General features: G+C 74.2%; 27 protein-coding genes. 18 read left to right on the forward strand and 9 right to left on the reverse strand.

Annotated elements, in window-relative coordinates:
* The first annotated feature begins 46 nt into the window (after window positions 1-46).
* From ACIA8O_RS19020 to ACIA8O_RS19050, 7 genes are all read left to right on the forward strand, one after another.
* The gene (locus tag ACIA8O_RS19020) at window positions 47-1,027 is read left to right on the forward strand and encodes a hydroxyacid dehydrogenase (RefSeq protein ID WP_396295335.1); all 981 of its coding nucleotides are present in this window, start codon (window positions 47-49) and stop codon (window positions 1,025-1,027) included.
* 129 nt (window positions 1,028-1,156) lie between these two features.
* Window positions 1,157-2,308, forward strand: coding sequence for a Gfo/Idh/MocA family protein (locus ACIA8O_RS19025; protein ID WP_396295032.1), 1,152 nt, complete (start codon window positions 1,157-1,159; stop codon window positions 2,306-2,308).
* Between the two features lie 35 nt (window positions 2,309-2,343).
* Window positions 2,344-3,435, forward strand: a complete 1,092-nt coding sequence (locus tag ACIA8O_RS19030; RefSeq protein WP_396295336.1) for a dihydrodipicolinate synthase family protein — start codon at window positions 2,344-2,346, stop codon at window positions 3,433-3,435.
* On the forward strand, window positions 3,435-4,256 hold the full coding sequence (locus ACIA8O_RS19035) for a sugar phosphate isomerase/epimerase family protein (RefSeq protein ID WP_396295033.1): 822 nt from the start codon (window positions 3,435-3,437) through the stop codon (window positions 4,254-4,256). Before ACIA8O_RS19030 ends, ACIA8O_RS19035 begins: the two co-directional genes overlap by 1 nt.
* Entirely contained in the window at window positions 4,253-5,323 is a 1,071-nt protein-coding gene (locus tag ACIA8O_RS19040) for a glycerate kinase (protein ID WP_396295034.1), read from the forward strand. Before ACIA8O_RS19035 ends, ACIA8O_RS19040 begins: the two co-directional genes overlap by 4 nt.
* Window positions 5,324-5,348: 25 nt before the next feature.
* A complete protein-coding gene (locus ACIA8O_RS19045) occupies window positions 5,349-5,627 on the forward strand; it encodes a mycoredoxin (RefSeq protein ID WP_396295035.1) in 279 nt (92 codons plus the stop codon).
* 75 nt (window positions 5,628-5,702) lie between these two features.
* Window positions 5,703-6,623: a hypothetical protein gene (locus tag ACIA8O_RS19050; protein WP_396295036.1), complete on the forward strand. Its 921-nt coding sequence runs from the start codon at window positions 5,703-5,705 to the stop codon at window positions 6,621-6,623.
* A gap of 58 nt (window positions 6,624-6,681) precedes the next feature.
* Here the strand turns inward: ACIA8O_RS19050 and ACIA8O_RS19055 are convergent, their stop codons facing one another.
* Entirely contained in the window at window positions 6,682-7,284 is a 603-nt protein-coding gene (locus ACIA8O_RS19055) for a TetR/AcrR family transcriptional regulator (protein ID WP_396295037.1), read from the reverse strand.
* 123 nt (window positions 7,285-7,407) lie between these two features.
* Here ACIA8O_RS19055 and ACIA8O_RS19060 point away from each other — a divergent pair, with 123 nt between their 5' ends.
* Window positions 7,408-8,901: an APC family permease gene (locus tag ACIA8O_RS19060; RefSeq protein WP_396295038.1), complete on the forward strand. Its 1,494-nt coding sequence runs from the start codon at window positions 7,408-7,410 to the stop codon at window positions 8,899-8,901.
* A gap of 2 nt (window positions 8,902-8,903) precedes the next feature.
* Window positions 8,904-9,770 carry a carbon-nitrogen hydrolase family protein gene (locus ACIA8O_RS19065; RefSeq protein WP_396295039.1) on the forward strand — a complete coding sequence of 289 codons (867 nt, stop codon included), beginning with the start codon at window positions 8,904-8,906 and terminating at the stop codon, window positions 9,768-9,770.
* Window positions 9,771-9,777: 7 nt separating this feature from the next.
* Here ACIA8O_RS19065 and ACIA8O_RS19070 read toward each other — a convergent pair whose 3' ends face one another.
* Complete coding sequence (locus ACIA8O_RS19070) at window positions 9,778-9,954, reverse strand: hypothetical protein (protein WP_396295040.1); 177 nt, start codon at window positions 9,952-9,954, stop codon at window positions 9,778-9,780.
* A gap of 122 nt (window positions 9,955-10,076) precedes the next feature.
* Here ACIA8O_RS19070 and ACIA8O_RS19075 point away from each other — a divergent pair, with 122 nt between their 5' ends.
* Window positions 10,077-11,006, forward strand: coding sequence for a 1-phosphofructokinase family hexose kinase (locus ACIA8O_RS19075; RefSeq protein ID WP_396295042.1), 930 nt, complete (start codon window positions 10,077-10,079; stop codon window positions 11,004-11,006).
* Window positions 11,007-11,013: 7 nt separating this feature from the next.
* On the opposite strand, the gene ACIA8O_RS19080 is transcribed toward ACIA8O_RS19075, so the two are convergent.
* Window positions 11,014-11,802: a Tat pathway signal sequence domain protein gene (locus tag ACIA8O_RS19080; protein ID WP_396295043.1), complete on the reverse strand. Its 789-nt coding sequence runs from the start codon at window positions 11,800-11,802 to the stop codon at window positions 11,014-11,016.
* Between the two features lie 184 nt (window positions 11,803-11,986).
* Between ACIA8O_RS19080 and ACIA8O_RS19085 the strand changes: the two genes are divergently transcribed.
* The 5 genes from ACIA8O_RS19085 to aroA all read left to right on the forward strand — a co-directional run bounded on the left by ACIA8O_RS19085 (window position 11,987) and on the right by aroA (window position 17,772).
* A complete protein-coding gene (locus ACIA8O_RS19085; RefSeq protein WP_396295044.1) occupies window positions 11,987-12,376 on the forward strand; it encodes a hypothetical protein in 390 nt (129 codons plus the stop codon).
* Window positions 12,377-12,491: 115 nt separating this feature from the next.
* The gene (locus ACIA8O_RS19090; protein ID WP_396295337.1) at window positions 12,492-13,583 is read left to right on the forward strand and encodes a PLP-dependent cysteine synthase family protein; all 1,092 of its coding nucleotides are present in this window, start codon (window positions 12,492-12,494) and stop codon (window positions 13,581-13,583) included.
* 62 nt (window positions 13,584-13,645) lie between these two features.
* Window positions 13,646-14,851 carry an MFS transporter gene (locus ACIA8O_RS19095; RefSeq protein WP_396295338.1) on the forward strand — a complete coding sequence of 402 codons (1,206 nt, stop codon included), beginning with the start codon at window positions 13,646-13,648 and terminating at the stop codon, window positions 14,849-14,851.
* Between the two features lie 84 nt (window positions 14,852-14,935).
* Window positions 14,936-16,423: a hypothetical protein gene (locus ACIA8O_RS19100; protein WP_396295045.1), complete on the forward strand. Its 1,488-nt coding sequence runs from the start codon at window positions 14,936-14,938 to the stop codon at window positions 16,421-16,423.
* A 104-nt stretch (window positions 16,424-16,527) separates the two neighbouring features.
* Window positions 16,528-17,772, forward strand: a complete 1,245-nt coding sequence (gene aroA, locus ACIA8O_RS19105; protein ID WP_396295046.1) for a 3-phosphoshikimate 1-carboxyvinyltransferase — start codon at window positions 16,528-16,530, stop codon at window positions 17,770-17,772.
* Between the two features lie 7 nt (window positions 17,773-17,779).
* Here the strand turns inward: aroA and ACIA8O_RS19110 are convergent, their stop codons facing one another.
* The 5 genes from ACIA8O_RS19110 to ACIA8O_RS19130 form a co-directional block, all read right to left on the reverse strand.
* The gene (locus ACIA8O_RS19110; RefSeq protein ID WP_396295047.1) at window positions 17,780-18,460 is read right to left on the reverse strand and encodes a Pr6Pr family membrane protein; all 681 of its coding nucleotides are present in this window, start codon (window positions 18,458-18,460) and stop codon (window positions 17,780-17,782) included.
* Window positions 18,461-18,508: 48 nt separating this feature from the next.
* Window positions 18,509-19,153: a response regulator gene (locus tag ACIA8O_RS19115; protein WP_396295048.1), complete on the reverse strand. Its 645-nt coding sequence runs from the start codon at window positions 19,151-19,153 to the stop codon at window positions 18,509-18,511.
* A gap of 26 nt (window positions 19,154-19,179) precedes the next feature.
* Complete coding sequence (locus ACIA8O_RS19120) at window positions 19,180-20,397, reverse strand: sensor histidine kinase (protein ID WP_396295049.1); 1,218 nt, start codon at window positions 20,395-20,397, stop codon at window positions 19,180-19,182.
* On the reverse strand, window positions 20,394-21,413 hold the full coding sequence (locus tag ACIA8O_RS19125) for a hypothetical protein (protein ID WP_396295050.1): 1,020 nt from the start codon (window positions 21,411-21,413) through the stop codon (window positions 20,394-20,396). The genes ACIA8O_RS19120 and ACIA8O_RS19125 overlap by 4 nt, the downstream gene beginning before the upstream one ends.
* A gap of 80 nt (window positions 21,414-21,493) precedes the next feature.
* Window positions 21,494-22,870 carry an FAD-dependent oxidoreductase gene (locus ACIA8O_RS19130; RefSeq protein WP_396295051.1) on the reverse strand — a complete coding sequence of 459 codons (1,377 nt, stop codon included), beginning with the start codon at window positions 22,868-22,870 and terminating at the stop codon, window positions 21,494-21,496.
* Window positions 22,871-23,117: 247 nt separating this feature from the next.
* Between ACIA8O_RS19130 and ACIA8O_RS19135 the strand changes: the two genes are divergently transcribed.
* Entirely contained in the window at window positions 23,118-23,447 is a 330-nt protein-coding gene (locus tag ACIA8O_RS19135) for a hypothetical protein (protein WP_396295052.1), read from the forward strand.
* Window positions 23,448-23,518: 71 nt separating this feature from the next.
* Here the strand turns inward: ACIA8O_RS19135 and ACIA8O_RS19140 are convergent, their stop codons facing one another.
* Entirely contained in the window at window positions 23,519-24,091 is a 573-nt protein-coding gene (locus ACIA8O_RS19140; protein WP_396295053.1) for a hypothetical protein, read from the reverse strand.
* A 142-nt stretch (window positions 24,092-24,233) separates the two neighbouring features.
* Between ACIA8O_RS19140 and ACIA8O_RS19145 the strand changes: the two genes are divergently transcribed.
* The gene (locus ACIA8O_RS19145; protein ID WP_396295055.1) at window positions 24,234-24,587 is read left to right on the forward strand and encodes a PadR family transcriptional regulator; all 354 of its coding nucleotides are present in this window, start codon (window positions 24,234-24,236) and stop codon (window positions 24,585-24,587) included.
* Complete coding sequence (locus ACIA8O_RS19150; protein ID WP_396295056.1) at window positions 24,584-25,582, forward strand: hypothetical protein; 999 nt, start codon at window positions 24,584-24,586, stop codon at window positions 25,580-25,582. The genes ACIA8O_RS19145 and ACIA8O_RS19150 overlap by 4 nt, the downstream gene beginning before the upstream one ends.
* Window positions 25,583-25,628: the final 46 nt, after the last annotated feature.

Genomic DNA, 25,628 nt, shown 5'->3' on the forward strand with positions numbered 1-25,628 from the left:
CCCACCGGCCCCGCCCGGGCAGCGCCGACCGCGTGCCCTGCTCGCCATGGAGCGCGGCCTCGCCGAGCGGCTGATCGACCGGGAAACCCTCGGCCGGCTCACCGAACTCGCCGACCTCGACCCGCAGTTGGTGGTGGACGACTTCACCACCCCGGCCGCCCTGGCCGCCCTCGCCGAGGCCGAGGTGATCGTCAGCAGCTGGGGCTGCCCGCCGCTGGACGAGACCGTGCTGGCCGCCGCCCCCCGGCTGCGCGCCGTGATCCACGCGGCCGGCTCGGTCAAGCACCACATCACCGAGGCCTGCTGGCAGCGCGGCCTGGAGGTCACCTCCGCCGCCTGGGCCAACGCGCTCCCGGTGGCCGAGTACACCGTGGCCGCCGTGCTGCTGGCCAACAAGCAGCTGCTGCGGATCCGCGAGGACTACCGGGCCCGCCGCACCCGCCACGACTGGCAGGACGCCTACGCCACCACCGGCAACTACCGCCGCACCGTCGGCGTGGTCGGTGCCTCGCGGATCGGGCGGCGGGTGCTGGAGCTGCTCCGCCCGTACGACCTGGAGCTGCTGCTGCACGACCCGTACGTGACGGCCGAGGAGGCGCGCGAACTCGGCGCCCGGTCGGTGGAGTTGGACGAGCTCTGCGCCGCCTCGGACGTGGTCACGGTGCACGCCCCGGAGCTGCCCGCCACCCACCACCTGATCGACGCGCGGCGGCTGGCCCTGATGCCGGACGGCGCCACGCTGGTCAACACCTCGCGCGGCTCGCTGCTCGACCAGGACGCGCTGGTCGCGGAGCTGGTCACCGGACGGCTGAACGCGGTGCTGGACGTCACCGTCCCGGAGGTGCTGCCGGCCGACTCCCCGCTGTACGAGCTGCCGAACGTGGTGCTCACCCCGCACGTGGCGGGCTCGCTCGGTGGTGAACTCCACCGGATGGCGGCCGCCGCCGCCGACGAACTGGCGCGCTTCGCCGCCGGGTTGCCGTTCGCGCACCCGGTGCTGCCGCAGGACATCGCCCGCAGCGCTTGACGGAGCAGCGCGTGCAAGTGAGCGCCCGTACCCGGCAGAAGGGTCCGTGCCTTTTGTCTCGCGCAGTTCCTCGCGCCCCTGGGCAGTGCAACTGCCCCTCTGACCAATCTACTTCCTAGGAGACTCCCCATGCCCCGCAGGGTGATCGGCATCGTGATGAACGGTGTCACCGGCCGGATGGGCTACCGCCAGCACCTGGTGCGTTCGATCCTGGCCATTCGGGAGCAGGGCGGCCTGCCGCTCGGTGACGGTGAGGTGCTGTGGCCGGAGCCGATCCTGGTCGGCCGCAGTGAGCTCAAGCTGAAGGAGCTGGCGGACCGTCACGGTCTGGCCCACTGGACCACCTCGCTGGAGGAGGCGCTGGCGCACCCGTTGGCGGAGGTGTACTTCGACGCGCAGGTGACGCCGGCCCGGGAGGGCGCGCTGCGGGCGGCGATCGCGGCCGGCAAGCACGTCTACACGGAGAAGCCGACGGCCGAATCGCTGGACGCGGCACTGGAGTTGGCGCGGCTGGCGCGGGAGGCGGGGGTGTGCAACGGGGCGGTGCAGGACAAGCTGTTCCTGCCGGGTCTGCTGAAGCTCAAGCGGCTGGTGGACGGGGGTTTCTTCGGCCGCATCCTGTCGGTGCGAGGGGAGTTCGGCTACTGGGTGTTCGAGGGCGACTGGCAGGAAGCGCAGCGTCCGTCCTGGAACTACCGGGCCCAGGACGGCGGCGGGATGATCCTGGACATGTTCCCGCACTGGCGGTACGTGCTGGACAACATCGTCGCCCCGGTCCGCTCGGTGTACGCGCACACCGCCACGCACATCCCGCAGCGCGTCGACGAGCAGGGCCGTGCGTACGAGGCCACGGCGGACGACGCGGCGTACGGGGTCTTCGAGCTGGAGGGCGGCATCACCGCGCAGATCAACTCCTCCTGGGCGGTGCGGGTGGACCGGGACGAGCTGGTGGAGTTCCAGATCGACGGCACCGAGGGCAGCGCCGTCGCCGGGCTGCGCAACTGCCGCATCCAGCACCGGGCTTCGACCCCCAAGCCGGTCTGGAACCCGGACCTGCCGGCGACCGAGTCGTTCCGTGACCAGTGGCAGCAGGTGCCGGACAACGGCGAGTTCGACAACGGCTTCAAGATCCAGTGGGAGCTGTTCCTGCGCCACGTCGCCACCGGCTCCGCCTACCACTGGGACCTGCTGGAGGGCGCCAAGGGCGTCCAGCTCGCCGAGCTCGGCATGCAGTCGGCCCGCGAGGGCCGCCGCCTCGACGTCCCGGAGCTGTCCCTGTGAGCACCAGTATCGAGCTCCCCGGTGGCGTCCACCGGATGCGTGAGCCGCTCGCCCTCCCCGCCGGGCCCGCGCCCGCCTCCAGGACCGTCTTCGCCGCCGCCCATGTGGTCGCCGACCCGCTGGGCGGCAACGCCCCCGGAGCCCCGGCCGCCGTCGACTGGGACGCCACCCTCGCCTTCCGTCACCACCTGTGGTCGCTGGGCCTGGGCGTGGCCGACGCGATGGACACCGCGCAGCGCGGGATGGGCCTGGACTGGGCGGCCACGGCCGAGCTGATCCGCCGCTCCGGTGCGGAGGCGCGGGCGGTGGGTGGGCGGCTGGCCTGCGGAGTGGGCACCGACCAGCTCACCGCACCCTCCCTGGATGGTGTGCGGGCCGCGTACGCCGAGCAGTTGGAGGTCGTGGAGCAGGCCGGTGCGCAGCCGATCCTGATGGCCAGCCGGGCGCTGGCCGCCACGGCGCGCGGGCCGCAGGACTACCTGGAGGTCTACGGCGAGCTGATCAAGCAGTCCGGGCAGCCGGTGATCCTGCACTGGCTGGGTGAGATGTTCGACCCCGCCCTCGCCGGGTACTGGGGATCGGCCGACCTGGACGCCGCCACCGACACCGTGCTCACTCTGATCAAGGAGCACGCCGACCGGATCGACGGCATCAAGGTCTCCCTCCTGGACGCCGGGCGGGAGGTGGCCCTGCGCCGCGCCCTGCCGGAGGGGGTGCGGCTCTACACCGGGGACGACTTCCACTACCCCGAGCTGATCCGCGGCGACGAAATCGGGCACAGCGACGCCCTGTTGGGTGTCTTCGACCCGATCGCCGCGGTGGCCGCGGCCGCCCTGCGGGCGCTGGACGCCGGCGACCTCGCCGCGTACGACGCGCTGTTCGCCCCGACCCTGCCGCTGGCCCGCCACCTGTTCGCGGCGCCGACCTTCCACTACAAGACCGGCATCGTCTTCCTCGCCTGGCTGGCCGGACACCAGTCGCACTTCACCATGGTCGCGGGCGCGCAGAGCGGCCGCTCCGTCCCGCACCTGATCCAGCTCTTCCAACTGGCCGACCAGGCGGGCATCCTGCCCGACCCCGACCTCGCCGCCCACCGGATGCGGCAGTTCCTGGCGGTGTCGCTGTGATGCGCGGGCTCTCGCTCAACCAGATCACCACCAAGGGGTGGACCCTGCCGGAGGCCGTGCGCGGCTGCGCGGAGGCCGGGATCGAGGGGATCGGCCTCTGGCGCGACAAGGTGGCGGAGACGGGCGTCGCCCGGGCCGCCAAGCTCTGCCGGGACGCCGGACTGACCGTCAGCAGCCTGTGCCGGGGCGGCTTCCTGACCGCCGCCACGCCGGAGGGGCGCCGGGCCGCGCTCGCCGACAACCTCCAGGCGATCGAGGAGGCGGCCGAACTCGGCACCGACACCCTGGTCCTGGTGGTCGGCGGCCTGCCCGAGGGCTCCCGCGACCTGCCCGGCGCGCGAGCCGCCGTCGCCGACCTGCTCGGCGAACTCGCCCCGCACGCCGGGGACTTCGGCGTCCGCCTGGCCATCGAACCGCTGCACCCGATGTTCTGCGCCGACCGCGCGGTGGTCTCCACCCTCGGCCAGGCCCTCGACCTCGCCGAACCCTTCCCCGCCTCCCAGGTCGGGGTGGTGGTCGACAGCTACCACGTCTGGTGGGACCCGCAGTTGGCGCAGCAGATAGCCCGCGCGGGCGAGCGCATCGCCGCCTACCAGCTCTGCGACTGGACCCTCCCGCTCCCCGCGGACGCCTTGCTCGGACGCGGCCACGTCGGCGACGGCCACATCGACTTCCGGGCACTGGACGCCATGGTGGCGGCCGCCGGGTACACCGGCTGGATCGAGGTCGAGATCTTCAACCAGCAGATCTGGGACACCCCCGGCGCCGAGACCCTGCGCACCCTGATCGAGCGTCACCGGGCCCACGTGGCCGCCCTGTGAAGGTCGTGATCGCGCCGGACTCCTTCAAGGGAACGGCCACCGCCACCGAGGCAGCCGATGCCCTGGCCGCCGGCTGGCACTCCGTCCGCCCCCACGACGAGCTCGTGACACTCCCGATGGCCGACGGCGGCGAGGGCACCCTCGCCGCCGTCGCGGGCCGGGCCTCGCTGCACCGGGTGCCCGGCTGCACCGGCCCCGACGGCCGCCCGGTGACCGGTCTGTTCGCCCTGCTCCCGGACGGCACCGCCGTGGTCGAACTCGCCACCGCGAGCGGCCTCCCGCTGATGGACCGTCCTGCCCCGCTCACCGCCACCACCCGCGGCACTGGCCAGGCCGTCGCCGCCGCCCTCGACGCCGGCGCCACCCGTCTGCTGATCGGCCTCGGCGGCTCCGCCTCCACCGACGGCGGCGCGGGCTTCCTCACCGCCCTCGGCCTGCGCCTGCTCGACCCCCACGGTCTTGAACTACCCGACGGAGGAGGGCCCTTGGCCTCGGTCGCCGCCGTCGACCGCAGCGCACTGCGACCGCCTCCGCCCGGTGGGGTCCGGCTGCTCACCGACGTCACCAACCCCCTCCTCGGCCCCACCGGAGCGGCCGCCGTCTACGGACCGCAGAAGGGTGCCGGCCCGGCCGACGTCGCCGCCCTCGACCACGGCCTGGCCCGCCTGGCCGCGCTGCTGGGCACGGACCCCGCCACCCCCGGCGCCGGGGCGGCGGGCGGCACCGCGTACGGCCTGCACGCCCTCTGGTCCGCCGACATCACCCCGGGTGCGGCGGCCGTCGCCGACCTGCTCGGCCTCACCGGGGCGGTGGCCGACGCCGACCTCGTCATCACCGGCGAGGGCCGCTACGACGCGACCTCCCACCAGGGCAAGGCCGTCGGCGAGGTCCTCCGCCGTGCCGCCCGCACCCGCACCGCCGTGGTGGCCGGAGCCTCCGACCGCCCCGTGCTGACCCTGACCGCCCTGGCCGGCTCCTCCCGGGCCGCACTGGACGCCCCGCTGCACTGGCTGGCGGTGGCCGGTGCGAGGCTTGCGGCAGGTGAGCCGGCCCACCCGGGTGGGTAGGGGCCGGGCGGACGAGGGGGAGAACATGACCGAGGGTCAGGACAGCGGTGTGGTCGTCTACTGGCGGCCGATGTGCCCGTACTGCGTGAAGCTGATGACCCAGCTGCGCTTCACGGACCTGGAGTACACCACCGTCAACATCTGGAAGGACCCCGAGGCCGCCGCCTACGTGCGCTCCGTCGCCGACGGCAACGAGACCGTCCCCACCGTCTCGGTGGCCGGCCACGCCCTGGTCAACCCGTCCCGTCGCGAGCTGCTCGCCGCCGTCGACACCCACGCCCCGCAGGCCCGCAAGCGCGGTTGAGCCGTTCCCGCTGCGGCCACGGTTGAGTACGGCTACTCATGCAGGCGGGTGGGGCGGTCTGACACGCTCCGTCAGGTGAACGGTCGCACGGGGGCGCTGACGGCCCTGCATCTCCTCCTGGTCTGGGCGGTGACGGCACTGGTGGTGCCGCTCCTCGGTCTCGTCGTGCTGGCGGCGGGTTGGGCCGGCGGGCTCGGCGGGGCGGCGGTGGTCCTGCTGCCGGGCGTTCCGGCGGTGGTGGGTCTGCTCGCCCTGGCCGGTGGCCCGGCGGCCTCGGTGGTGCCGCTGTGCGGGTCGGTCCGGCGGCGCCTGGTCTGGGCGGTGTCGGTCTTCGTCCTCGGCACGCTCGGCGTCCTGGCTGGTGTGGCCGCGTACAGCAGGGGCGTGGACCTCGGGAGCGGCGGTGTCAGGGCCGCCCTGACGGGCGTGCCGTACGCCGTGGCGGCCGCGTTCTTCGTGCCCGGCGTGCGGGTGCGGGCGGGAGCGGCCCTCCTGCTGGCCGTCGGAGTGCTGTACGGGGGATTCGCCGGCCCGGCCCAGGCGGAGCAGACCCGGCACGAGGCGGAGGCGGCACGCTACCGGGAACGGGCCGACCTGCTGTACCTGGCCGACCCGCCGCCCGGGATGCGGGTGGCCCTGGCCGACTCGGAGGCCGCCGGCTTCCTGGTCGACTACCGCTCGGCCGCGGGCGGGCCGGAGCGGCTGGGCCTGACGGTGCGCCGCCCCCTGACCCCGGAGCTGCGCTGCCCCGAGGCCTCGACGGAGGGCACGACCTGCCGGGTGGACGAGGGCCGCGAGGTGGTCGAGGTGCACGTCTTCCCGGACGGCACCCGCCAGGTGACCCTGACCCGGCGTCACGGGCCCTCGGAGGTCGAGGTGGGGAGCCAGTCCCTCGACGAGGCCGGACTCCGGCGCGTCCTGGACTCCGTGCACCCGTTGTCCGGGCCGGAGTTGGAGGACCTGATGCGGTCGGAGCGGATCCGCCACCACCTCTGATCCGCCAGCACCCCTGATCCGCCACCGCCTCTGATCCGCGGCCCCCGCGGCCTCGGGCTCAGGCGGCACCCGGGTCGTACCCGGTGACGGCCCGGGCGTACGCATGCAGGGCGCCGATCACCTCCGCGCGGGTGCGGCGGCCCGCCAGCACCTCCATCTGGTAGCCGTCCTCCATCGCCAGCAGGCTGCTGGCCAGCAGCCGTGGCGAGTCGGCCAGCCGGAAGTGCCCCTGGGCCTCGCCGAGCACCAGGATGCCGTAGTAGACCGCGACCTGACGTTCGGTCAGTGCCGAGTCCAGGGCGGCCGCGCGGGGGTCGCGCAGGCTCCTGGGCCAGTACTCGAAGAGCAGCCGGGGCAGCAGGTCGTCCGGTCCCGTGGCGACGCCCGAGGCGATGCAGTCGCGCAGCCGCAGGCGGGCGTCGGGCTCCTGCTCGGCGGCCTGCTCGCGGGCCCGGCAGAAGCGCTCGATGGCCTGCTGGAAGGTCTCGTACATCAGCTCGTCGAGATCGCCGTAGTAGTACAGGACGGCCGCCGGGGTGACCCCGGCCTCGGCCGCGACGTCCTTGAGGCGCAGCCCCTCCAGGCCCCGGCTGAGCAGCGCCCGCTGGGCGGCCTCGCCGAGTTCGGCCCGCCGTGCGTCCTGGTCCTTGCGCCGCGCCACTGTTCGCTCTCCCGGTCGTTGCTGAAGGTGAGCGTAACGATACCCGACCAGCTCTTGACGCCCTCGGGGCCTTTTCCTTAAATCTCTGTTTAACGAAAAGCTCCGACCCCCGGGAGTACCTCCGTGTCCACCGTCACCAGATCCGACGACCCTCCGGCCGCCGCCCCGGGCAAGGGGCTGCGCCCCGGCTCGGTCGGCCTGCTGGCCTCCGTCACGCTCGGCCTCTCCTCGGTCGCCCCCGCCTACTCGATAGCCGTCACGCTCGGCTTCGTCACGGTGGTGGCCGGGGACGCGGCGCCCGCCGCACTGCTGCTCGGCTTCGTGCCGATCCTGCTCACCGCGTTCGCCTTCCGCGAGCTCAACCGCGAACTGCCGGACTGCGGAACGACGTTCGTCTGGACCACCCGGGCCTTCGGGCCGATCGCCGGCTGGCTCTCCGGTGGCTGGGTGGTGCAGTGCGCGACGCTGATCGCGATGACCGCGCTGGCCCGGATCGGCGCCACCTACCTGCTCGGGCTGCTCGGGCTCACCGGCGCGGCCGGGAACGGGGCCGTGGTGACCGCGGTGGCGGTGCTGCTGCTCGGCGGCGCCACGGTGCTGGCCCGCCGGGGCCTGCAGCTCGCCGCGGTGGTGCAGTACGCGCTGCTCGGCCTCCAGCTGCTGGCCCTGCTCGCCTTCGGCGTGGCCGCCCTGGCCGCCGACGGCGCCACCGCCCCGTCGCTCGGCTGGCTGAACCCCCTCGGCTTCGACGGGTTCGGCCCGTTCGCGGAGGCGGTGATCCTCTGCCTCTACATCTACTGGGGCTGGGACGCCCTGATCACCGCGAACGAGGAGACCGTCGACAGCGCCCGGACCCCCGGCCGGGCCGCCGTCCTCTCCACCCTGGTGCTGCTCGCCACCTACCTCTTCACCGCCTTCGCCGCGATCTCCTTCGCCGGGGTGGGCAGCGAGGGCGCCGGGCTCGGCAGCCCGGAGAACGCGGCCGACGTGCTGGCCACCCTCGCCCCGGCCGTGCTCGGCGGCGGCCTCGCCAAGGTGGTGCAGCTGGCGGTCTGCGTCTCGGCGGTCTCGGCGCTGCTCACCTGCCTGGTCGGCAGCTCCCGGGCGACGCTCTCGATGGCCTCCCACGGGGCCCTGCCCGGGCGCTTCGCGCGGCTGCACCCGCGCCACGGCACCCCGGCGTTCGGCGCCGCGTTCTTCGGTGCGGCCGCGGCCGTGGTGCTGGTCCTGCTCACCCTGCTCTCGGCCGACTTCCTCGGGGACGCGATCCTGTCGGTCGGCCTGCTGATCGCCCTCTACTACGGCGTCACGGGCCTGGCCTGCGTCTGGTACTTCCGCCGCACCCTGCGCGACTCCGCCCGCCACCTGCTGTTCCGGGGCGTGCTGCCGCTGGCCGGCGGTCTGATGATGATCGCCGCCTTCGCCCGGACCGCCCGCGACATGGTCGACCCCGGCTACGGCTCCACCTCGCTCGGCGGGGTCGGCGGGGTGTTCCTGCTGGGCGCCGGCTCGATCCTGCTCGGCGCCGTGCTGACCCTGCTCGCCCGGGCCCGCTTCCGCCCGTTCTTCCGCACCGGCCGCGACAGCGTGGCCGGACCGACCGTCAAGGACCACTGACCATGCGCACCCTGGCCATCGCCGCCCTGCAGACCACGCCCGTCCCCTTCGACCGCGAGGCCACCTGGGAGCGGTTCGCCGCCCAGGTCCGGGCCGTCCGCGCCACCTTCCCCCACGTCCAACTGGTGGTGGTCCCGGAGCTGTTGCTGGCCGCCGAGGCGCCGCTGCTGCAGGCGCGGGCCGACTGGATGGAGCAGGTGGCGGAGCCCGTCCCCGGCCCGCTCACCGACCGGATCGCCGAACTGGCCCGGGAGACCGGGCTCTGGCTGGTGCCGGGCAGCCTGTACGAGCGGGACGGGGACGGGCGGATCTTCAACACCGCGATCGCCGTCTCGCCGGAGGGCGGGATCGCGGCCCGCTACCGCAAGGTCTTCCCCTGGCAGCCCTACGAGGCCACCGAGCCCGGCCACGAGTTCGTGGTCTTCGACCTCCCGGGGATCGGCCGGGCGGGGCTGGCCATCTGCTACGACGGCTCCTTCCCCGAGACGGTCCGTCAGCTGGCCTGGCTGGGGGCCGAGGTGGTGATCCAGCCGACCCTGACCACCACCCGGGACCGGGAGATGGAGCTGGTCTGCGCCCGCGCCAACGCCTGGACCAACCAGGTCTACGTGGTGAACCTCAACGCCGCCGACCCGGCCGGGGTCGGTCACAGCGCGATCGTCGACCCGGAGGGCACGGTGCGCCAGCAGGCGGCCGGCGGCGAGGAGATCCTGGTCGACGTGCTCGACCTGGACGCCGTCACCCGGGTGAGGCGGTACGGCAGTTCGGGGCTGAACCGCCCCTGGGCCCAGCTGGAGCGCTACGGGCACGCCATCGAGCTGCCCGCCTACGGCGGCGGCTTCCGGCCCCGCCCCTCCGGGCGGGAGTGAGGCCCCGTCAGGGCGAGGGGAAGAGGTTGGCGGCCACCAGGAGGAGGAAGACGGGCAGGGTCAGGAAGGCCAGGGAGGCCAGCAGGCAGCCGAGCTCCGCCAGCGCGTGTCCGGTGGACTGGTACCGGACGGGTGCCTGGTGCCCCGCCGGGGTCGTGCGCCACTTGCCCGAGGTCTGACTCACCCGGCCAGTCTCGGGCAGGGCCGGGGGCCTCTGCCTGAGTACCGGTACTCAATCGCGGAGGCGGGGCCGACGGCATTGCTCGAAGATGCTCGAAGCGGCTATAAATCAAGCATCAATGAGCAATGGAGTCTGCCGTGATCCTGACCGTCACCCTCAACGCCGCCCTCGACGTCACCTACCACCTGCCCCGGGTGGCCCGCTTCGGGAGCAACCGGGTGCGGGAGGTCGCCGAGCAGGCGGGCGGCAAGGGGGTCAACGTGGCCCGGGTGCTGCGGGCGCTCGGGGCGGAGGTCGTGGCCACCGGTCTGGCCGGCGGGGCGGCGGGTCTGGCGATCCGTCAGGAGCTGGGGCGGGCCGGGCTGCCGGAGGAGTTCACGGCCGTGGCCGGGGAGAGCCGCCGCACCATCGCCGTGGTGGAGCAGGAGGACGGCGACGCCACCGTGTACCTGGAGCCGGGGCCGGTGGTGACCGAGGAGGAGTGGCTGGCCTTCCTGGAGCGGTACGCGCGGCTGCTGGCCGGGGCCGGGGCGGTGGTGCTCTCCGGCAGCCTGCCGCGCGGCCTGCCCGCCGACGCGTACCGGACGCTGGTGGAGCTCGCCGGGGAGCGGGGCGTCCCGGCCGTGCTGGACGCGGACGGGGCGGCGCTGGCCCACGGGCTGGCGGCGGGCCCCGCCCTGGTGAAGCCCAACCGCAAGGAGCTGGCGGCGGCCGTCGGCTCCGACGACCCGCAGGCGGGTGCCGCGCGGCTGCGGGCCGCCGGGGCCGGGGCGGTGGCCGCCTCGCTCGGCCCCGACGGGCTGCTCGCCGTGACCGGGCACGGCAGCTGGCTCGCCACTCCGCCGGAGCCGGTGCCCGGCAACCCCACCGGCGCCGGCGACGCGGCGGTGGCCGCCCTCACCCTCGGCCTGGTCCGGGACGAGCCCTGGCCGGACCGCCTGCGCCGCGCCGTGGCCCTGTCCGCCGCGACCGTCCTGGCGCCCCGCGCCGGCGAGTTCGACGCGGCGGCGTACCGGCGCTGGCTGGAGCTGGTCCGGGTCGAGCCCCGGGGGTGACGCGGGGTCAGGACTTGAGCTGGTAGGCCTTCATGTTCTTCAGCAGCAGGTAGGTGTCGCGCAGCGAGCCCGAACTGTCGTCCAGCGAGCGGTAGATGCCCCACTTGGGGCGGACCCGGTCGGCCAGGAAGGTGTCCACGCCCGTCTTGGTGGCGTCGACCACGGTCTTGCCGCCGCTCTTGAGCACCCAGCGGACCGAACCGGCCTTGCCGTCGCCGATCCTGATCTCGTACTCGACGTCGACCCACTTGTTCTGGAGCGGTTCGAGGTCGGTCCGGCCGACCAGCACGCCGCCGTCGAACACCTTGTGCTCGATGGTCTGCTTCCCGTCCACCCGGCGCAGCGAGGTGACGGTGATCGGGGAGGTGCCGTTGCCCGGCTGCTTGGTCTGCATGATGTGGGTGAAGGTGGTGGTCGCCATCAGCGAACTCGGGATGTACATCGAGTAGGTGACGCGCCAGGTCTGGCCGAGCTTCCACTCCAGGAAGTCCGAGGAGGAGGTGCGGTTGCCGGTGACCTCGTGGCGCTGGCGGTCGTCGTAGGAGTCGCGGTCCACCTTGTGCATGTCGAAGCGGTAGGCGTCGCCCGCGACCTTGATGTGCGGGCCGCCGGCCGGGTGCGAGTCGGCCCGGTCGTCCTCGACCGTCTCGAAGGCGCGCAGGCCGTCGGCGGCCGGGCTGGGTGACCAGCGCAGGGTCCAGGTCGGCGCGGCGGAGGCGGAGCCCGCCGGGACGAGCAGGGCCGGGAGGGTCAGGGCGAGGGCGGTCAGGACGGTGGGGAGCACGCGGGGACGCATCAGCTGCCAACTCCTGTGGTCGGGCCGGTCGGATGGCCGCCATCCTGCCGTGCTGACGATGGACAGTAAAGATTCCTGACAGTTCTCGGAGTGTCGATCCTGTGGAGCGAACGTGCGTGCTTTTCCTGCCAGTTGACCGGGCGTCGGTTGACCGGACCGTGATCCGTCGGGTTATGGTCACTCCGTGCGCGCATCCCCGTACCGAGCGCTGCTGGCGCTCGTCGCCCTGGTGCTGGCCACGCTGACCTGTTCGGCGGCCGGCCCCTCCGCGCACACCCATCTGGCCGCCCCCGCCGGGGTGCTGACGGTCTTCGAGCTGGAGTCGCAGGACCCCTGCCCGGGCGGCGCGACCCCCGCCCCGACGGTCGCCGACCACTGCGCAGAGGAGTCCGCCCAGTTGCTGGCCGCCCCGGCCCCGCTGCTCCCGGCCCTGGCACTGGTCGCCCTGCTCGCCGTCGCCGTCCTGCTGTCCGCCCCGGCCCTGCCGGGACGGGCGGCCCGCACGCGCAACCGCCGCGCCCGGCCGAGACACGGCCGCACCCTTCTGAACCAGCTCTGCCTGCAGCGGGTCTGACGGAACCCCACGCCCTGCCCCACCGACCAGTGGGGCGGACGGGCGTGCCCGCCGACCTGATCATCCGTCAGCAGGAAGCAGAGCAGTGACGATCACGCGTTCCCTCGACACGGCGGTGCTCACCCCCGCCACCCTTCCCCGCACGACCGCCGGCACCGGCACCGGGCGCTCGCTGGCCGCCGCCGTCGGCCACACCCCGGTGGTGTGGATCGGCGAGCCGTTCACCGGCTCCGCCCAGGGCTTCTGGGCCAAGCTGGAGGGCTTCAACCCCGGCGGCATCAAGGACCGCCCCGCCCTGCACATGGTGGCCCGAGCCCGCGAGCGCGGCGAACTCCGGCCCGGCGCACGGATCGTGGAGTCCACCAGCGGCACCCTGGGCCTCGGCCTGGCGCTGGCCGGGCAGATCCACGGCCACCCCGTCACCGTGGTCACCGACCCGGGCCTGGAGCCCGACGTGCACCGGCTGCTCACCGCCCAGGGCGCCACCGTCGACCTGGTCGGCGATCCGCACCCCACCGGCGGCTGGCAGGAGGCCCGCCGCCTGCGGGTGGCCGAGCTGCTCGCCGCCGACCCCACCGCCTGGTGCCCCGACCAGTACGCCAACCCCGACAACGTGGCCGCCTACGAACCGCTGGCCGAGGAGCTGGTGGCCCAACTCGGCCGGGTGGACGTGCTGGTGGCCAGCGTCGGCACCGGCGGCCACTCCGCCGGGGTGAGCCGGGTGCTGCGCGAGTACTACCCCGAACTCAAGGTGATCGGGGTGGACACCACCGGCTCCACCATCTTCGGCCAGCCCGCCCGCAGCCGGCTGATGCGGGGGCTCGGCAGCTCCATCCACCCGCGCAACGTCGCCTACGAGCAGTTCGCCGAGGTGCACTGGGTGGCCGCCCCCGAGGCCGTCCGGGCCTGCCGGGCGCTGGCCCGCTCCGCCTACGCCTCCGGCGGCTGGAGCGTCGGTGCCGTCGCCCTGGTCGCCGCCTGGGCCGCCCGGAACGAACCGCCCGGCACCCGGATCGCCGCGATCTTCCCGGACGGCCCGCACCGCTACCTCTCCACCGTCTACAACGACGACTACTGCCGCCCGAACGGCCTGCTGGACGGCGAGACCGCCGGACACCCCGACGAGATCGCCCACCCCGGCGAGCGCGAGGTCACCCGCTGGACCCGCTGCCGCACCGTCACCGACCCGCTGGGCGGCGCGCGGTGACGGCCGGGCGGAGCGGAGGGCGGGCCGGGTACCGCTCCTTCGAGCGCAGCGTCCGGCTGCTGATGGTCAACCAGTTCACCATCAACCTCGGCTTCTACATGCTGATGCCGTACCTGGCCCAGCACCTCTCCGGCACCCTGGGCCTGGCCGGCTGGACGGTCGGCCTGGTGCTCGGCGTGCGCAACCTCAGCCAGCAGGGCATGTTCCTGGTCGGTGGCGCCTTGGCGGATCGTTTCGGCTACAAGCCGCTGATCGTCACCGGCCTGGCCCTGCGCACCGTCGGCTTCGCGGTGCTCGGCCTGGTCGACTCCGTCCCCGCGCTGCTCGCCGCCTCGGCGGCCACCGGGCTGGCCGGGGCGCTGTTCAACCCGGCGGTGCGCGCGTACGTGGCGGCGGACGCGGGGGAGCGGCGGGTGGAGGCGTTCGCCCTGTTCAACGTCTTCTACCAGGCGGGCATCCTGCTCGGCCCGCTGGCCGGGCTGGCCCTCACCTGGCTGGACTTCCGGCTCACCTGCCTGACCGCGGCGGCGGTCTTCGCCGTGCTCAGTGCGGTGCAGGTGCGCAGCCTGCCGCACCGGCCGGCCGAGCGCGGCGGCGGGCAGCCGCTGCGGTGGCGCGGGCTGCTGGGCAACCGGCGGTTCCTGCTCTTCGCCGCCGCGATGACCGGCTCCTACGTGCTCTCCTTCCAGGTCTACCTGGCACTGCCGCTGGAGGTCCGGCGGATCGGCGGCGAGGCGGCCGCCCCCGCGGTGGCGGTGCTCTTCGTGGTCTCCGGCCTGGCCACCGTCCTCGGCCAGACCAGGCTCACGGCCTGGTGCCGCCGGACCTGGCCGCCCGGGCGCTCCCTGACGGCGGGTCTGCTGGCGATGGCCGCGGCCTTCCTGCCGCTCGCGGCGGCCGCCGCCGTCCCGCCGCCCGGGCCGGGCCCGGCCCGGCTGGCGCTCGCGCTCGGCCCGCCGGTGCTGGCCGCCGCGCTGCTCACGCTGGGGACCATGCTGGCCTACCCGTTCGAGATGGACACCGTGGTCTCGCTCGCCGAGGGCCGCCTGGTGGCCACCCACTACGGGCTCTACAACACCGTCTGCGGGATCGGCATCACGCTCGGGAACCTCGCGGTCGGCGCCGCGCTGGACCTCGCGCCCGCCGCGACCTGGCTCGGCCTGACCGCCCTCGGCCTCGCGGCCGCGGCCGCCCTGGCCGCCCTGCACCGCACGGGCCGGCTGGCCCCGGCGCCGCGCCCGGCCGCCACCCCGGCCCGGGTCGGCTGAGACGGCGCCGGGTGCCCCGTCCTGACCGTGCGTCAGGACGGGGCACCCGGCCGCGCCGTCCGGGCCTGCCCGTACAGTGGCCGGATGCCTCCCGAGACACCGCCGGAGTACTCGCCGCAGCAGCAACTCGACTCCTGGATCGGCGACTTGCCGTACCGGCTGGGAATCCTGGAGAAGGTGCTGCTGCCCGGGCACTTCCGCTTCGACCACTCGCCCGGGTCGCTCGACGCCCTGGAGCAGCACCTGCTGGACCAGGACACGGCCGCCGGGGAGTGGGCGGAGCTGGCGGAGTGCGCGACGGCCTACCTCGGCGAAGTGCTGCGCGCGGTCGCGGGCGGAGGCTGGGCCTGGCACACCCGGCCGGGCGGTGCGGACCCGGGCCGGCCGGTGCTCCGGCCGGACCAGGAGCTGGGCCTCTCGCCGGTGGCCCCGGGACTGCTGATCGACCACGCGCTCCGGGTCCGCACCGGGACGGCGTTCGCGGGGGAGGCCGGGCGGCTGCGCGCCGAGGTGGCGGAGCGTCAGGAGGCATTCCCCGGCTGGGAACCGGCCGCGGAGCACACGCCCGGGGTGGACCCGGAGCCGCCGCTGCCGGAGCACCCGGTCCTGACCGAGTGGCTGGCCGGGCGGCGGGAGGCGTTCGAGCCCTGGTCGCAGGAGGCCTTCGGCCGCTCGGTGCACTGGAACCAGCACGCGGGGACCCTGGACTGGCTGGAGCACGCCGTGCGGCAGCGGTTCGCCGGCCCGGCCGAGTTCGACGCGGCGCGGGCGGAGCCGTTCGTCCAGGGCGCGTGCTGGTACCTGGGCGAGACGATCCGGCGGAACACGGGAGCGGTCTGGCAGTACGTCCCCGTCGACCCCGGGGCCGGGCCCGGTGCCCCGGGGTCGCCCGGACACCCGTGGACCGGGGTGCCGTTCGTCGCCCAGCCGGACAAGCGGCTCGGGGGCGCGGCGGTCCCGCTGGAGTGCCTGCGCGACCTGTTCCGGTACGAGGACGACGTCCTGCGGCACGTCCTGCTCCGGTTCCGGTCCTGCTCGTACGCGTACGTGGGCGGGCTGCTCCGGCGGATCGGCATGGTGCCGGCGGCGCGGGTCGAGGCGGCCCTGGCGGAGCGCGCCGACCACGCGCACGAGGAACTGGCCGCCCACGAGGTGCCGGGCATGCTGGAGGCGTTCGGCGTGGCGGTGCGGGTCCACGCCGACGACGTGGACTTCCTGGAGGAGAGCTACGACCACCTGCTCCAGGAGGCCGCGGCCCTCACCGGCGGCGCGGTCACCGTCACCGGCGTCCGGCTGCGCGAGGACGGGGACGGCGACGAGGCCCTGGAGTTCCTCCGCAACGGCGTGCCGGTCTCGGTGCCCACCGAGCACCACTCGGACGAGTACCTCGACCACCTGGCGGTCGACCTGCTCATGGGGCACCTGGACCCCGACCCCGCCGTCGACACCCGGCGGTTCCGCCTGGTCCTGTTCGTGCACGGGGAGCACTCCAGCCACGACACCTACTACGTCCACGCGTCGCCCGAGCACGCGGCGGTGCTGGAGAAGGAGCTCGGCCTGGAGCTGCGCTGACCGACCTGACACGGCCTGTTCCGAGGTGTGGGACGTCCGGGCACCGGGGGGCGGGCGCGGGGGAGGATGGCGGTGCCCCGCCCGAGTTGAGCCTGGAGGACGTTGTGACGGTGGTCGAGATACCCGGATCGAAGTCGGTGACGGCGCGCGCGCTGTTCCTGGCCGCTGCCGCGAACGGCAGCACCAGGCTGCGCCGCCCGCTGCACTCCGACGACACCGAGGGCTTCGCGGCCGGCCTCGCCGCGCTCGGCTACGCGGTCACCGGGGACGGCCAGGACTGGATCATCGAGGGCCGCCCGCAGGGCCCCGCCAACGACGCCGACGTCTACTGCCGCGACGGCGCCACCACCGCCCGCTTCCTCCCCGCGCTGGCCGCCGCCGGGCACGGCGAGTTCCGCTTCGACGCCTCCGCGCAGATGCGCCGCCGCCCGGTCGGCCCGCTCACCGAGGCGCTGCGCGAGCTCGGCGTGGAACTGGTGCACGAGGAGAACGAGGGCCACCACCCGCTGCGGATCAGCGCGCGCGGCGTCAAGGGCGGCGAGCTCACCCTGGACGCCGGGCTCTCCTCGCAGTACCTGACCGCCCTGCTGCTGCTCGGCCCGCTCACCGAGCAGGGCCTGCGGATCACCGTCACCGACCTGGTCTCGGTGCCCTACGTCGAGATCACCCTGGCCATGATGCGCAGCTTCGGCGTCGAGGTCGGGCGCGAGGGCGACGGCAAGGTCTTCGTGGTGCCGCCGGGCGGCTACACCGCCGTCGAGTACCCGGTCGAGCCGGACGCCTCCACCGCCAGCTACGTCTTCGCCGCCGCCGCCCTGACGGGCCGTGAGGTGACGGTGCCCGGTCTCGGCAAGGGGGCGCTGCAGGGCGACCTGAAGTTCGTCGAGGTGCTGGAGCGGATGGGCGCCCGGGTCCGGATCGGCGCGGACGAGGTGACCGTGACGGGCGCGCCGGGCGGGCGGCTGTCCGGGATCACCGTCAACATGCGGGACATCTCCGACACCATGCCGACGCTGGCCGCCATCGCGCCGTTCGCCGACGGGCCGGTGCGGATCGAGGACGTCTACAACACCCGGGTCAAGGAGTGCGACCGCCTGGAGGCCTGCGCGCAGAACCTGCGGGCCCAGGGCATCGAGGTGGAGACCGGGCGGGACTGGATCGAGATCAAGCCGGGTACGCCGCAGCCGGTGGAGATCGCCACCTTCGGGGACCACCGGATCGTGATGTCCTTCGCGGTGGCCGGGCTGCGCACCCCGGGCGTCACCTTCGACGACCCGGGGTGCGTGCGGAAGACCTTCCCGGCCTTCCACGAGGAGTTCGCGAAGCTGCGCGCCTCCTGGGGGATCTGACCGCGGGTCAGGCCTCGGCCGGCTTGAGCCTGCGCGCGACCAGCGTGCCGAGCCGGTCGAGGCCGACCACGAGTGCCGCGAGCGCGATGAACTCGAAGGTCAGCTGGACGATCTGCAGCGACACCCAGCCGTAGCCCTTCTCGCTCGGGTCCAGGAAGAAGTACGGGTACTTGACCGGGAAGTCCGGGAAGAGCAGGGCCCGGGCGATGGTGACGGCGGCGTAGCCGAGCGGGAAGGCGAGCCAGAGCGGCAGGTCCTTCCAACGGGAGGCGTTGCGCGGCTTGAGGCAGAGCCAGTCGCCCAGCACCAGCACGGGCGTGACGTAGTGCAGGAAGAAGCTGGACCACTCCTGCACCAGGTTCTCGCCGTCCACCAGCCCCGGCAGCGGGCTGACGCCCTTGTTCAGCAGGATGTGCGCCACCAGGCCGGTGATGGTGATGTACAGCGTCACCGCCCCGCGCAGCCGCGGCGCGGGCGCCTCGACGGTGGAGCGCTTCGCCATCCAGTACACGGCCCCGAGGAAGTACCCCAGCACGATCACGTTGCTCTCGATGGTGAAGTACACCAGCGAGCTGTTGCTGAGGATCAGCCCGAGCCCGGCCGAGAGCACGATGGCCGCTCGCCACCAGAGGGCGGGGCGGGTCCAGACCGACATGTTGTTCACCAGTCCGTGGTCGATTGTTGGCATGGTCGCCGCACTCTACCTGCGGGTAGCCGACCCACGGAAGGCACCTGGTCAGCCGGGCTGGACGAAGCCCTCCTGGTAGGCGGTGATGACGGCCTGGGTGCGGTCGCGGGCGGCGAGTTTGGTGAGGATGCCGCCGACGTGGGTCTTGACGGTCTCGGTGCTGACGACGAGGCGGGCGGCGATCTCGGCGTTGTTGAGGCCGGCGGCCATCAGGCGCAGGACCTGGGACTCGCGGTCGGTGAGGCGGCGGGTGCGGCCGTCGGTGCGCTCGGGGCGGCGGCCGGCCGCGAGGTCGCGGATGGCGGCGGGGAAGAGCAGGGAGTCGCCGCGGGCGACCAGGCGGACGGCCTGGACCATCTCGTCGGCGCTGGCCCGCTTGAGCAGGAAGCCGGCCGCGCCGACCCGCAGGGCGTCGTAGACGTGGTCGTCGTTCTCGAAGGTGGTGACCACCAGGATCCGGGGCGCCGGGTCGAGGGTGGAGACCAGCTGTTCGGTGGCGCGGATGCCGTCCACCTGCGGCATCCGGACGTCCATCAGCACCACGTCCGGCCGCAACTCCCGGACGAGGGAGACCACTTCGGCCCCGTTCGCGGCCTCCCCGACCACCTCCAGGTCGGGTTCGGCGTTCAGGATGGCCCGCAGGCCCATCCGTACCAGCCGCTCGTCGTCGGCGATCACCACACGCAGCGTCATGCCAGAAGCCCCCTCGTCGTACCGGTTCAACTGCTCAGCGGCAGCCGGGCGGTGAGCCGCCAGCGGCCGTCCCCGTCCGCCCCGGCGCCGCACGTGCCGCCCAGCACGGCGGCCCGCTCGGTCATCCCGGGCAGCCCCCGCCCGCCGCCGGGGCGGCTCGGGCGGTCCTCGCCGACCGGATTGATCAGCTCCAACTCCAGCGCTCCGTCCGCCACTTCGAGACGGAGTTCGGCCCCCACCCGCCCGGCGTGCCGGAGCACGTTGGTCAGCCCCTCCTGGACGATCCGGTACGCCGCCCGGGAGACCTCCACCGGCAGCTCGGCCGTCCCCGGCCCGACCCGGGCGGACACCGCCACTCCGGCCAGCTCCGTCTGCCGCAGCAGGGCGCCGAGCCCGGCCAGGGTGGGGGCGGCGGAACCGGCGGCGGGGGCGGCGTCCTCGGCGTCCTCGCGGAGCAGGCCGAGCACGGTGTCCAGTTCGGCCACCGCCGCCCGGGCGGTCTCCTCGATCGCCTTGAGCGCCTCCTCGGCGAACTCGGGATCGCTGCGCAGCACCCGCCCGGCGGCCGCGGCCTGGATGCCGACGGCGCTCAGCGCGTGGCCGACCGAGTCGTGCAACTCCCGTGCCAGCCGGTTGCGCTGGGCCAGCTCCAGGGCCCGCTGCTCGGCCGCGGCGAGCCGCTCGCCGGGCGTCGGGCCGAGCAGCGGCACCGCGGTGCGGGCCAGCCAGGCCCCGGCCCCGGCGTTGGTCAGCAGCACCAGCAGGGCCAGCCCGAGCGCGACCAGCTGCGGCGCCACCCCGAGCGGGCCGAACAGCTCCCGCACCGCCGGATGGTCCGGGAAGAGCACCAGCACGCAGACCGCGGGCGGGACGGAGAGCGACATCCCCGAGACCACCCCGCCGCAGAACAGGTGCTGGACGAACCAGGCGGCGGTGCGCCGCCGGGCGGCCCAGGAGCGCGACGGGGTGCCCGCCAACTCCCGCTCCCCGGCCAGCCCGAGGGCCCGCGCGGCAGTCGCCTCCAGGACCCGGACGGCCGGCAGCAGCAGTGCCACGGCGGCGGCCAGCGGCAGCGCCACCGCGAAGGCCTCGAACTGCGCCAGGACGTCCCCGCGCGAGTCGTCCAGCCCCCGGGTGGTGGAGACCAGGATCAGGCTGAGCAGCCAGAAGGGCATCAGCAGGGCTCCGCCGAGCACCAGGTGCACCCAGCGGAGCGCCGCTCGTCGTCCGATCAGTGCACTCACGCGGCTGACACTACGTCAGCGGTGGCGCGCACACGTTCGACGGGGGTCTGAGCCTGCTCGGCGGCGGCGTGTGCGCGCTCGACCAGGACCAGCGCTCCGACCACCAGCAGCAGCCCGCCGATCCCGGCCTGCACCGCCTCGGCCAGCTGCCCGGCCGGGGGGACGGTGTCGGCCGGCTCGGGGAGGCCGGGCTGGAGCAGCCAGGTGAAGACGTTCCAGGTGCCCCAGGCGAAGACCGCGCCGCTGGTCAGCCAGCCGGTCACCAGGACGGGGGCCAGCGGGCGCTCCGGGGTGCGGCGCAGGACCACCCACAGGAAGGCGGCGCAGGCGGCCAGCAGCAGCACGGCGGTGACGGCGTCGATGATCCGGGCCGGCCGGTGGCCGTCCAACAGCCGCAGCGGACGGGCCAGTTCGCCGCCGAGCGCCCAGTACAGCCGGGCGGCGGCGAGCGGGAGGGCCAGCCCGGCGGCGGTCACCGCGAGCACCCGCTGCAGCCCGAGGGTGGCGGTGCGGGGCAGGTCGCCGATCCGGTCGGCGAGCAGCCCGGCCCAGCGCTCCCGGGCGTGCAGGGCGAAGCCGGCCAGCAGGGTGATGCCCTGGAGCGCGAAGCCGCCGTAGACCACGGCGAACACCCAGGGCTGGAGCCAGGTCTGCGGGTCGACCGAGGGTTCGGTGCCGAGCAGCAGCTCGGTGCCGAAGATCAGCGGGAGTTCGACCAGCAGGGCGCCCAGCATGCCGCTGCCGACCCAGGCGGGGAAGAGCACCAGCCCGACCGGGAGCCGCCGGCCCCAGGGGCGGACGAAGGCCAGCGCCAGCACGATCGCCACCGCGTCCATCACGAAGGTGACCAGGTTCGCGGCCCACAGGGCGCCGGAGTGGGCGAGGTCGGCGTCGGGGCCGAAGCCGACCGTGCTGCCGCACAGCCAGAGCGACTTGAGGGTCAGGTACGGCACGGTGGCCGCGACGGTGAGGGCGCAGATGCCCCGGCGCGGTGCGCCGGACGGGGTGAGGTCCATGCCTCCACCCTCCCGTCCGGCGCCCCCGCCCCACGTCCTCCGTGGTCAGGAACCCGTTCCCCCCGGCGGGGGAGGCGGTGCTACTCCTGGGGGAGGGTCACCCCGCTGGCGCGGAGCATCTCCTCGCGCTCCACCACCTTGACCCGCTCGCGCTGCTGCGGCTCGCCGAGCGCCTTCTCGTACGCGTCCAGCAGCTTCCAGCCGTCCCAGGTGGTGTACGCGACCTGGTTGGCCGTCAGGTGCGCGAGGACGGCGTCCTCCTCCGGAGCCTCGGGGGTGCGCAGCGCGCCGGCCCGGAAGTCCTCGATCAGGCAGGCCACGGTCTCGTTGGCGTCGCCCTTGGTGTGGCCGATCAGGCCGACCGGGCCGCGCTTGATCCAGCCGGTGACGTAGGTGGAGGGCAGGTGGTGCCCGGCCTCCATGACCCGGCCGGCCTCGTGCGGCACGGTGCCGGAGACGGCGTCCCAGGGCAGCTTGGGCAGCTCCTCGGAGAGGTAGCCGACGGCGCGGTAGACGGCGCCCAGGTCCCAGTCGGTGTACGCGCCGGTGCCCTTGACGTTGCCGGTGCCGTCCAGCTCGGTGCGTTCGGTGCGCAGGCCGGTGACCCTGCCGTCCTCGCCGAGCACCTCGACGGGGGACTCGAAGAAGTGCAGGAAGAGCTTGTGCGGGCGCTCGCCCACGTCGCGGATGGCCCAGTTCTCCAGGGTGGCGGCGACCATGTCGGCCTGCTTGTTGCCCCGGCGGGTGGCGATCGAGCCCTCGTCGTAGTCGATGTCCTCGGGGTTGACGATGACCTCGATGTTCGGCGAGTGGTCCAGCTCGCGCAGCTCCATCGGGCTGAACTTGGCCTGGGCCGGGCCGCGGCGGCCGAAGACGTGGACCTCCAGCGCCCGGTTGGCCTTGAGGCCGTCGTAGACGTTGGCCGGGATCTCGGTGGGCAGCAGCTCGTCCGCGGTCTTGGCCAGGATGCGGGCCACGTCCAGCGCGACGTTGCCGACGCCGAGCACCGCGACCTTCTCGGCCTCCAGCGGCCAGGTGCGGGGAACGTCCGGGTGGCCGTCGTACCAGGAGACGAAGTCGGCCGCGCCGTGCGAGCCGTCCAGCTCGATGCCCGGGATGTTCAGCTCGCGGTCGGCCATCGCGCCGGTGGAGAACACCACGGCGTCGTAGAGGCGGTGCAGGTCGTCCAGGCCCAGGTCGGTGGGGTAGTCCACGTTCCCGAACAGGCGGACCTGCGGCTTGTCCAGCACCTGGTGGAGCGCGGTGACGATGCCCTTGATCCGGGGGTGGTCGGGGGCGACGCCGTAGCGGATCAGGCCGAAGGGCGCGGGCATGCGCTCGAACAGGTCGATCGACACACCGGGGTCGGCGGCGACCTCGGACTTCAGCAACGCGTCGGCGGCGTAGATGCCGGCCGGACCGGCTCCGACTATGGCCACTCGGATGGGGCGGGACATTCGTGCATCCTTCGGCTGGGCAGCGTTGACCGCCAGGGTCCCTGACGGTTCCTGGTTAGGCTACCCTTTCCCGATCTATGACCCCATAGGGACGGCCTATGGCCGAGGGAGTGGAGTGGTACAGACCACCGTCTTTCGGGCGGGGTGTGAATGGCTGGTTCGTCACCTTCCTTTGACGTGTCCATGCCTTCAGTCTTGTGCGGCCGGACCACGGCCGACCACACCGACCGCACACGAGGGAGAAGTCATGACCATGCGCCGGACCGCCCGGGCGGGCATCGTCGCCGCGATCGTCGCCCTACCGCTGGTGTTCGCCTCCACCGCCTCGGCGGTGGAGGTCCACGAGGGGTCCGACTACGCGGCCTACACCGGCGGCACCCTGTTCGCCTGCGACCTGGAGGCGGACGGGAACGGCGTCTACGCCGAGTACCGGGGGCCGGGGGCCTCGCACGGCTACATCTGGGACGGCAACGGCTCGCAGGGCGGCTGCAGCACCGCCCAGGTCGCCGTCACCTCCTTCCGGGTCTGCGAGGACACCTGGGGTCCCGACACCTGTTCCTCCTGGGTGACCGTCTGACGGTCCGTCCGACCGCGGAGCCGCCGCCCCCGCCGGGGGCGGCGGCTCCGTCGCGCGGGTGGTGCCCAGGGTCACGGGGCGATCGGCAGCGGGCGGCAGGTCGAGGTGGCGGTCGGGCCGGCGGAGGCGGTGGCGCAGGAGTTGGGGTACCTCGGCCCGACCAGGGAGACGCGGCCGACCTGGTACGGGCCCTGCCCGTACCAGCCGTGGAAGGTCACGGTCACCTCGTTGACGTCGCCGATCTCCACGGTGCCGAACAGGCCGCTCCACCCCGGGCCGTCGGCCCAGCGGGTCACCTCGCCGCTGCCGGTCCCGGTGCCCGAGACGGTGACGAAGGCGTAGGAGCCGGACACCTGGGCGGACAGGTCGTAGCCGGTGCGGGGGACGACGGAGACCTTCTGGGAGCAGCCCGCGTAGTCCTGGCCGCCGGGGCGGCCCTCGGCGATCCGGTCGGTCACGGTCACCGAGCCGGTGCAGGACCAGCCGGCGGCCAGCGGGTCGTGGAAGTCGCCGTTGCGCACCCACTCCAGGGGCGGGGGCTGGGCGACGGCGGGACCCCCGCTCACCAGGGTCGCGGTGGCGGTCAGGGCCAGGGCGCCGAACAGGACGGCGGGGGTGCTGGACGGACGTCCGGGTGCACGCATTGCCTTCTCCGTGGGGGAGTTGTGGACGGGCAAGGGTGCAGGGAGTGGGCACACCCTGGCGGAGGCCGGATGGTGGCGTCAAGGGTGCCGATTTCGCTGATCCTCTGGACGGTATATTCAACTCACCGGTATATGTGGACCCATGACGGACCGTTCGATGCAGGAGCCGACGCTCCTGCTGCTCACCGCACTGGCCGACGCGCCCCGGCACGGGTATGCGCTGCTCCAGGAGGTCTCCGTGATCTCCGGGGGCCGCGTGAAGCTCCGCGCCGGGACGCTCTACGGAGCCCTGGAACGCCTGCTCAAGCAGGGGTTGGTCAGGGTGGAGGGGGAGGAAGTGGTGGCCGGAAGGGCCCGGCGGACCTTCGGGCTCACCGAGGGAGGGCGGGAGGTGCTGGCCGCCGAGGCGGAGCGGTTGCGCGCCGTGGTGGCCGAGGCCGACCGGCGGCTCTCCTCGGCCCGTGCCGCCAAGCTGCGCCCCGGGTACGCCTCGTGAGCGGCCTCGGCGTGCGGGTGGCGATGCGCATCCACCCGGCGGCCTACCGCCGGTCCGAGGGGGCCGAGTTGGCGGCGGTGTTCGCGGACACCACGGCCGGCAAGGGGAGTTGGGTGGTCGCCCGGGAGCTGGTCGATCTGGCCGGGCACGGGCTGCGGATGCGGCTCGGGCTCGGCTCCGACCGGACCTTGGCCCAACTGGCCGCCCTGGCAGCGCCGTTCGCGGGGGTGGCGGCGATGTCGGGGCAGCTGGCCGACCAGGTGTCCGCTGTCATCGGCGACCTTGGCAGCCCCCGGGGTCTCGGCTGGCGGCTGCGGGTCCCCTTCGACACCTTCCAGGGCTTCGGCTACTGGGTCTACCAGGCGGCCCTGCTGATCACGCTGGCCGTGGCCGTCGCGGCCGTGGCCGGGCGCTGGTCCACGGCCCGGGCACTGGTGCCCGTCGGCCTGTTGGCGGTCCTGGGCCAGGTGGTGGTCGAGGCCGAGATCTCGACCAGCCTGGCCACGGGCGACTGGGGCCGGCTGCTGGCCAGGTTGGCAGGCTGGCACGGGCCCCAGCTGATCTGGCTGCTGATCCTGCTGGCCGCTCCCCGGGACCTGCTCGGGCCGCCCACCCGCAGGCGCGGGCTGGCCTCGCTGGCGGGCCTGCTGGTGGGCGGTGTGCTGCTCAACACCGCGCTCGGGCTGGGCCCCTTCTCGCCCTTCAACCACGGCACTCCGAGTGTCGTGCTCGCCCTGGTGCTCGGCGTGACGGAGCTCGCGCTGCTCGCCGTGGCCGTGCCCGCGCTGCTGCGCGGCCGCCCCGGCCCGGCGGCCGGGGCCCTGGCCGGGGCGCCCGTGCTCTGTCTGATGGTGCTCTCGGCCGCCGGCAACCTGTGGAACTCCGGCAGCCGCTCCCTGACCGTCGCGCTGCTCGCGGTGGCGGTGCTCGGCGCCGCCGCGCTGGCCCGCCGGCGGCCGGGGTTCCCCGCCCGCCGTCCGCCGGCCGCCCGGTAGGCCGGTCGCACACCGGAGGCCCCGCCGTCACGGCGGGGCCTCCTTC

The sequence above is a fragment of the Kitasatospora sp. NPDC051853 genome, assembly GCF_044452665.1.
Taxonomy (GTDB): Bacteria; Actinomycetota; Actinomycetes; order Streptomycetales; family Streptomycetaceae; genus Kitasatospora.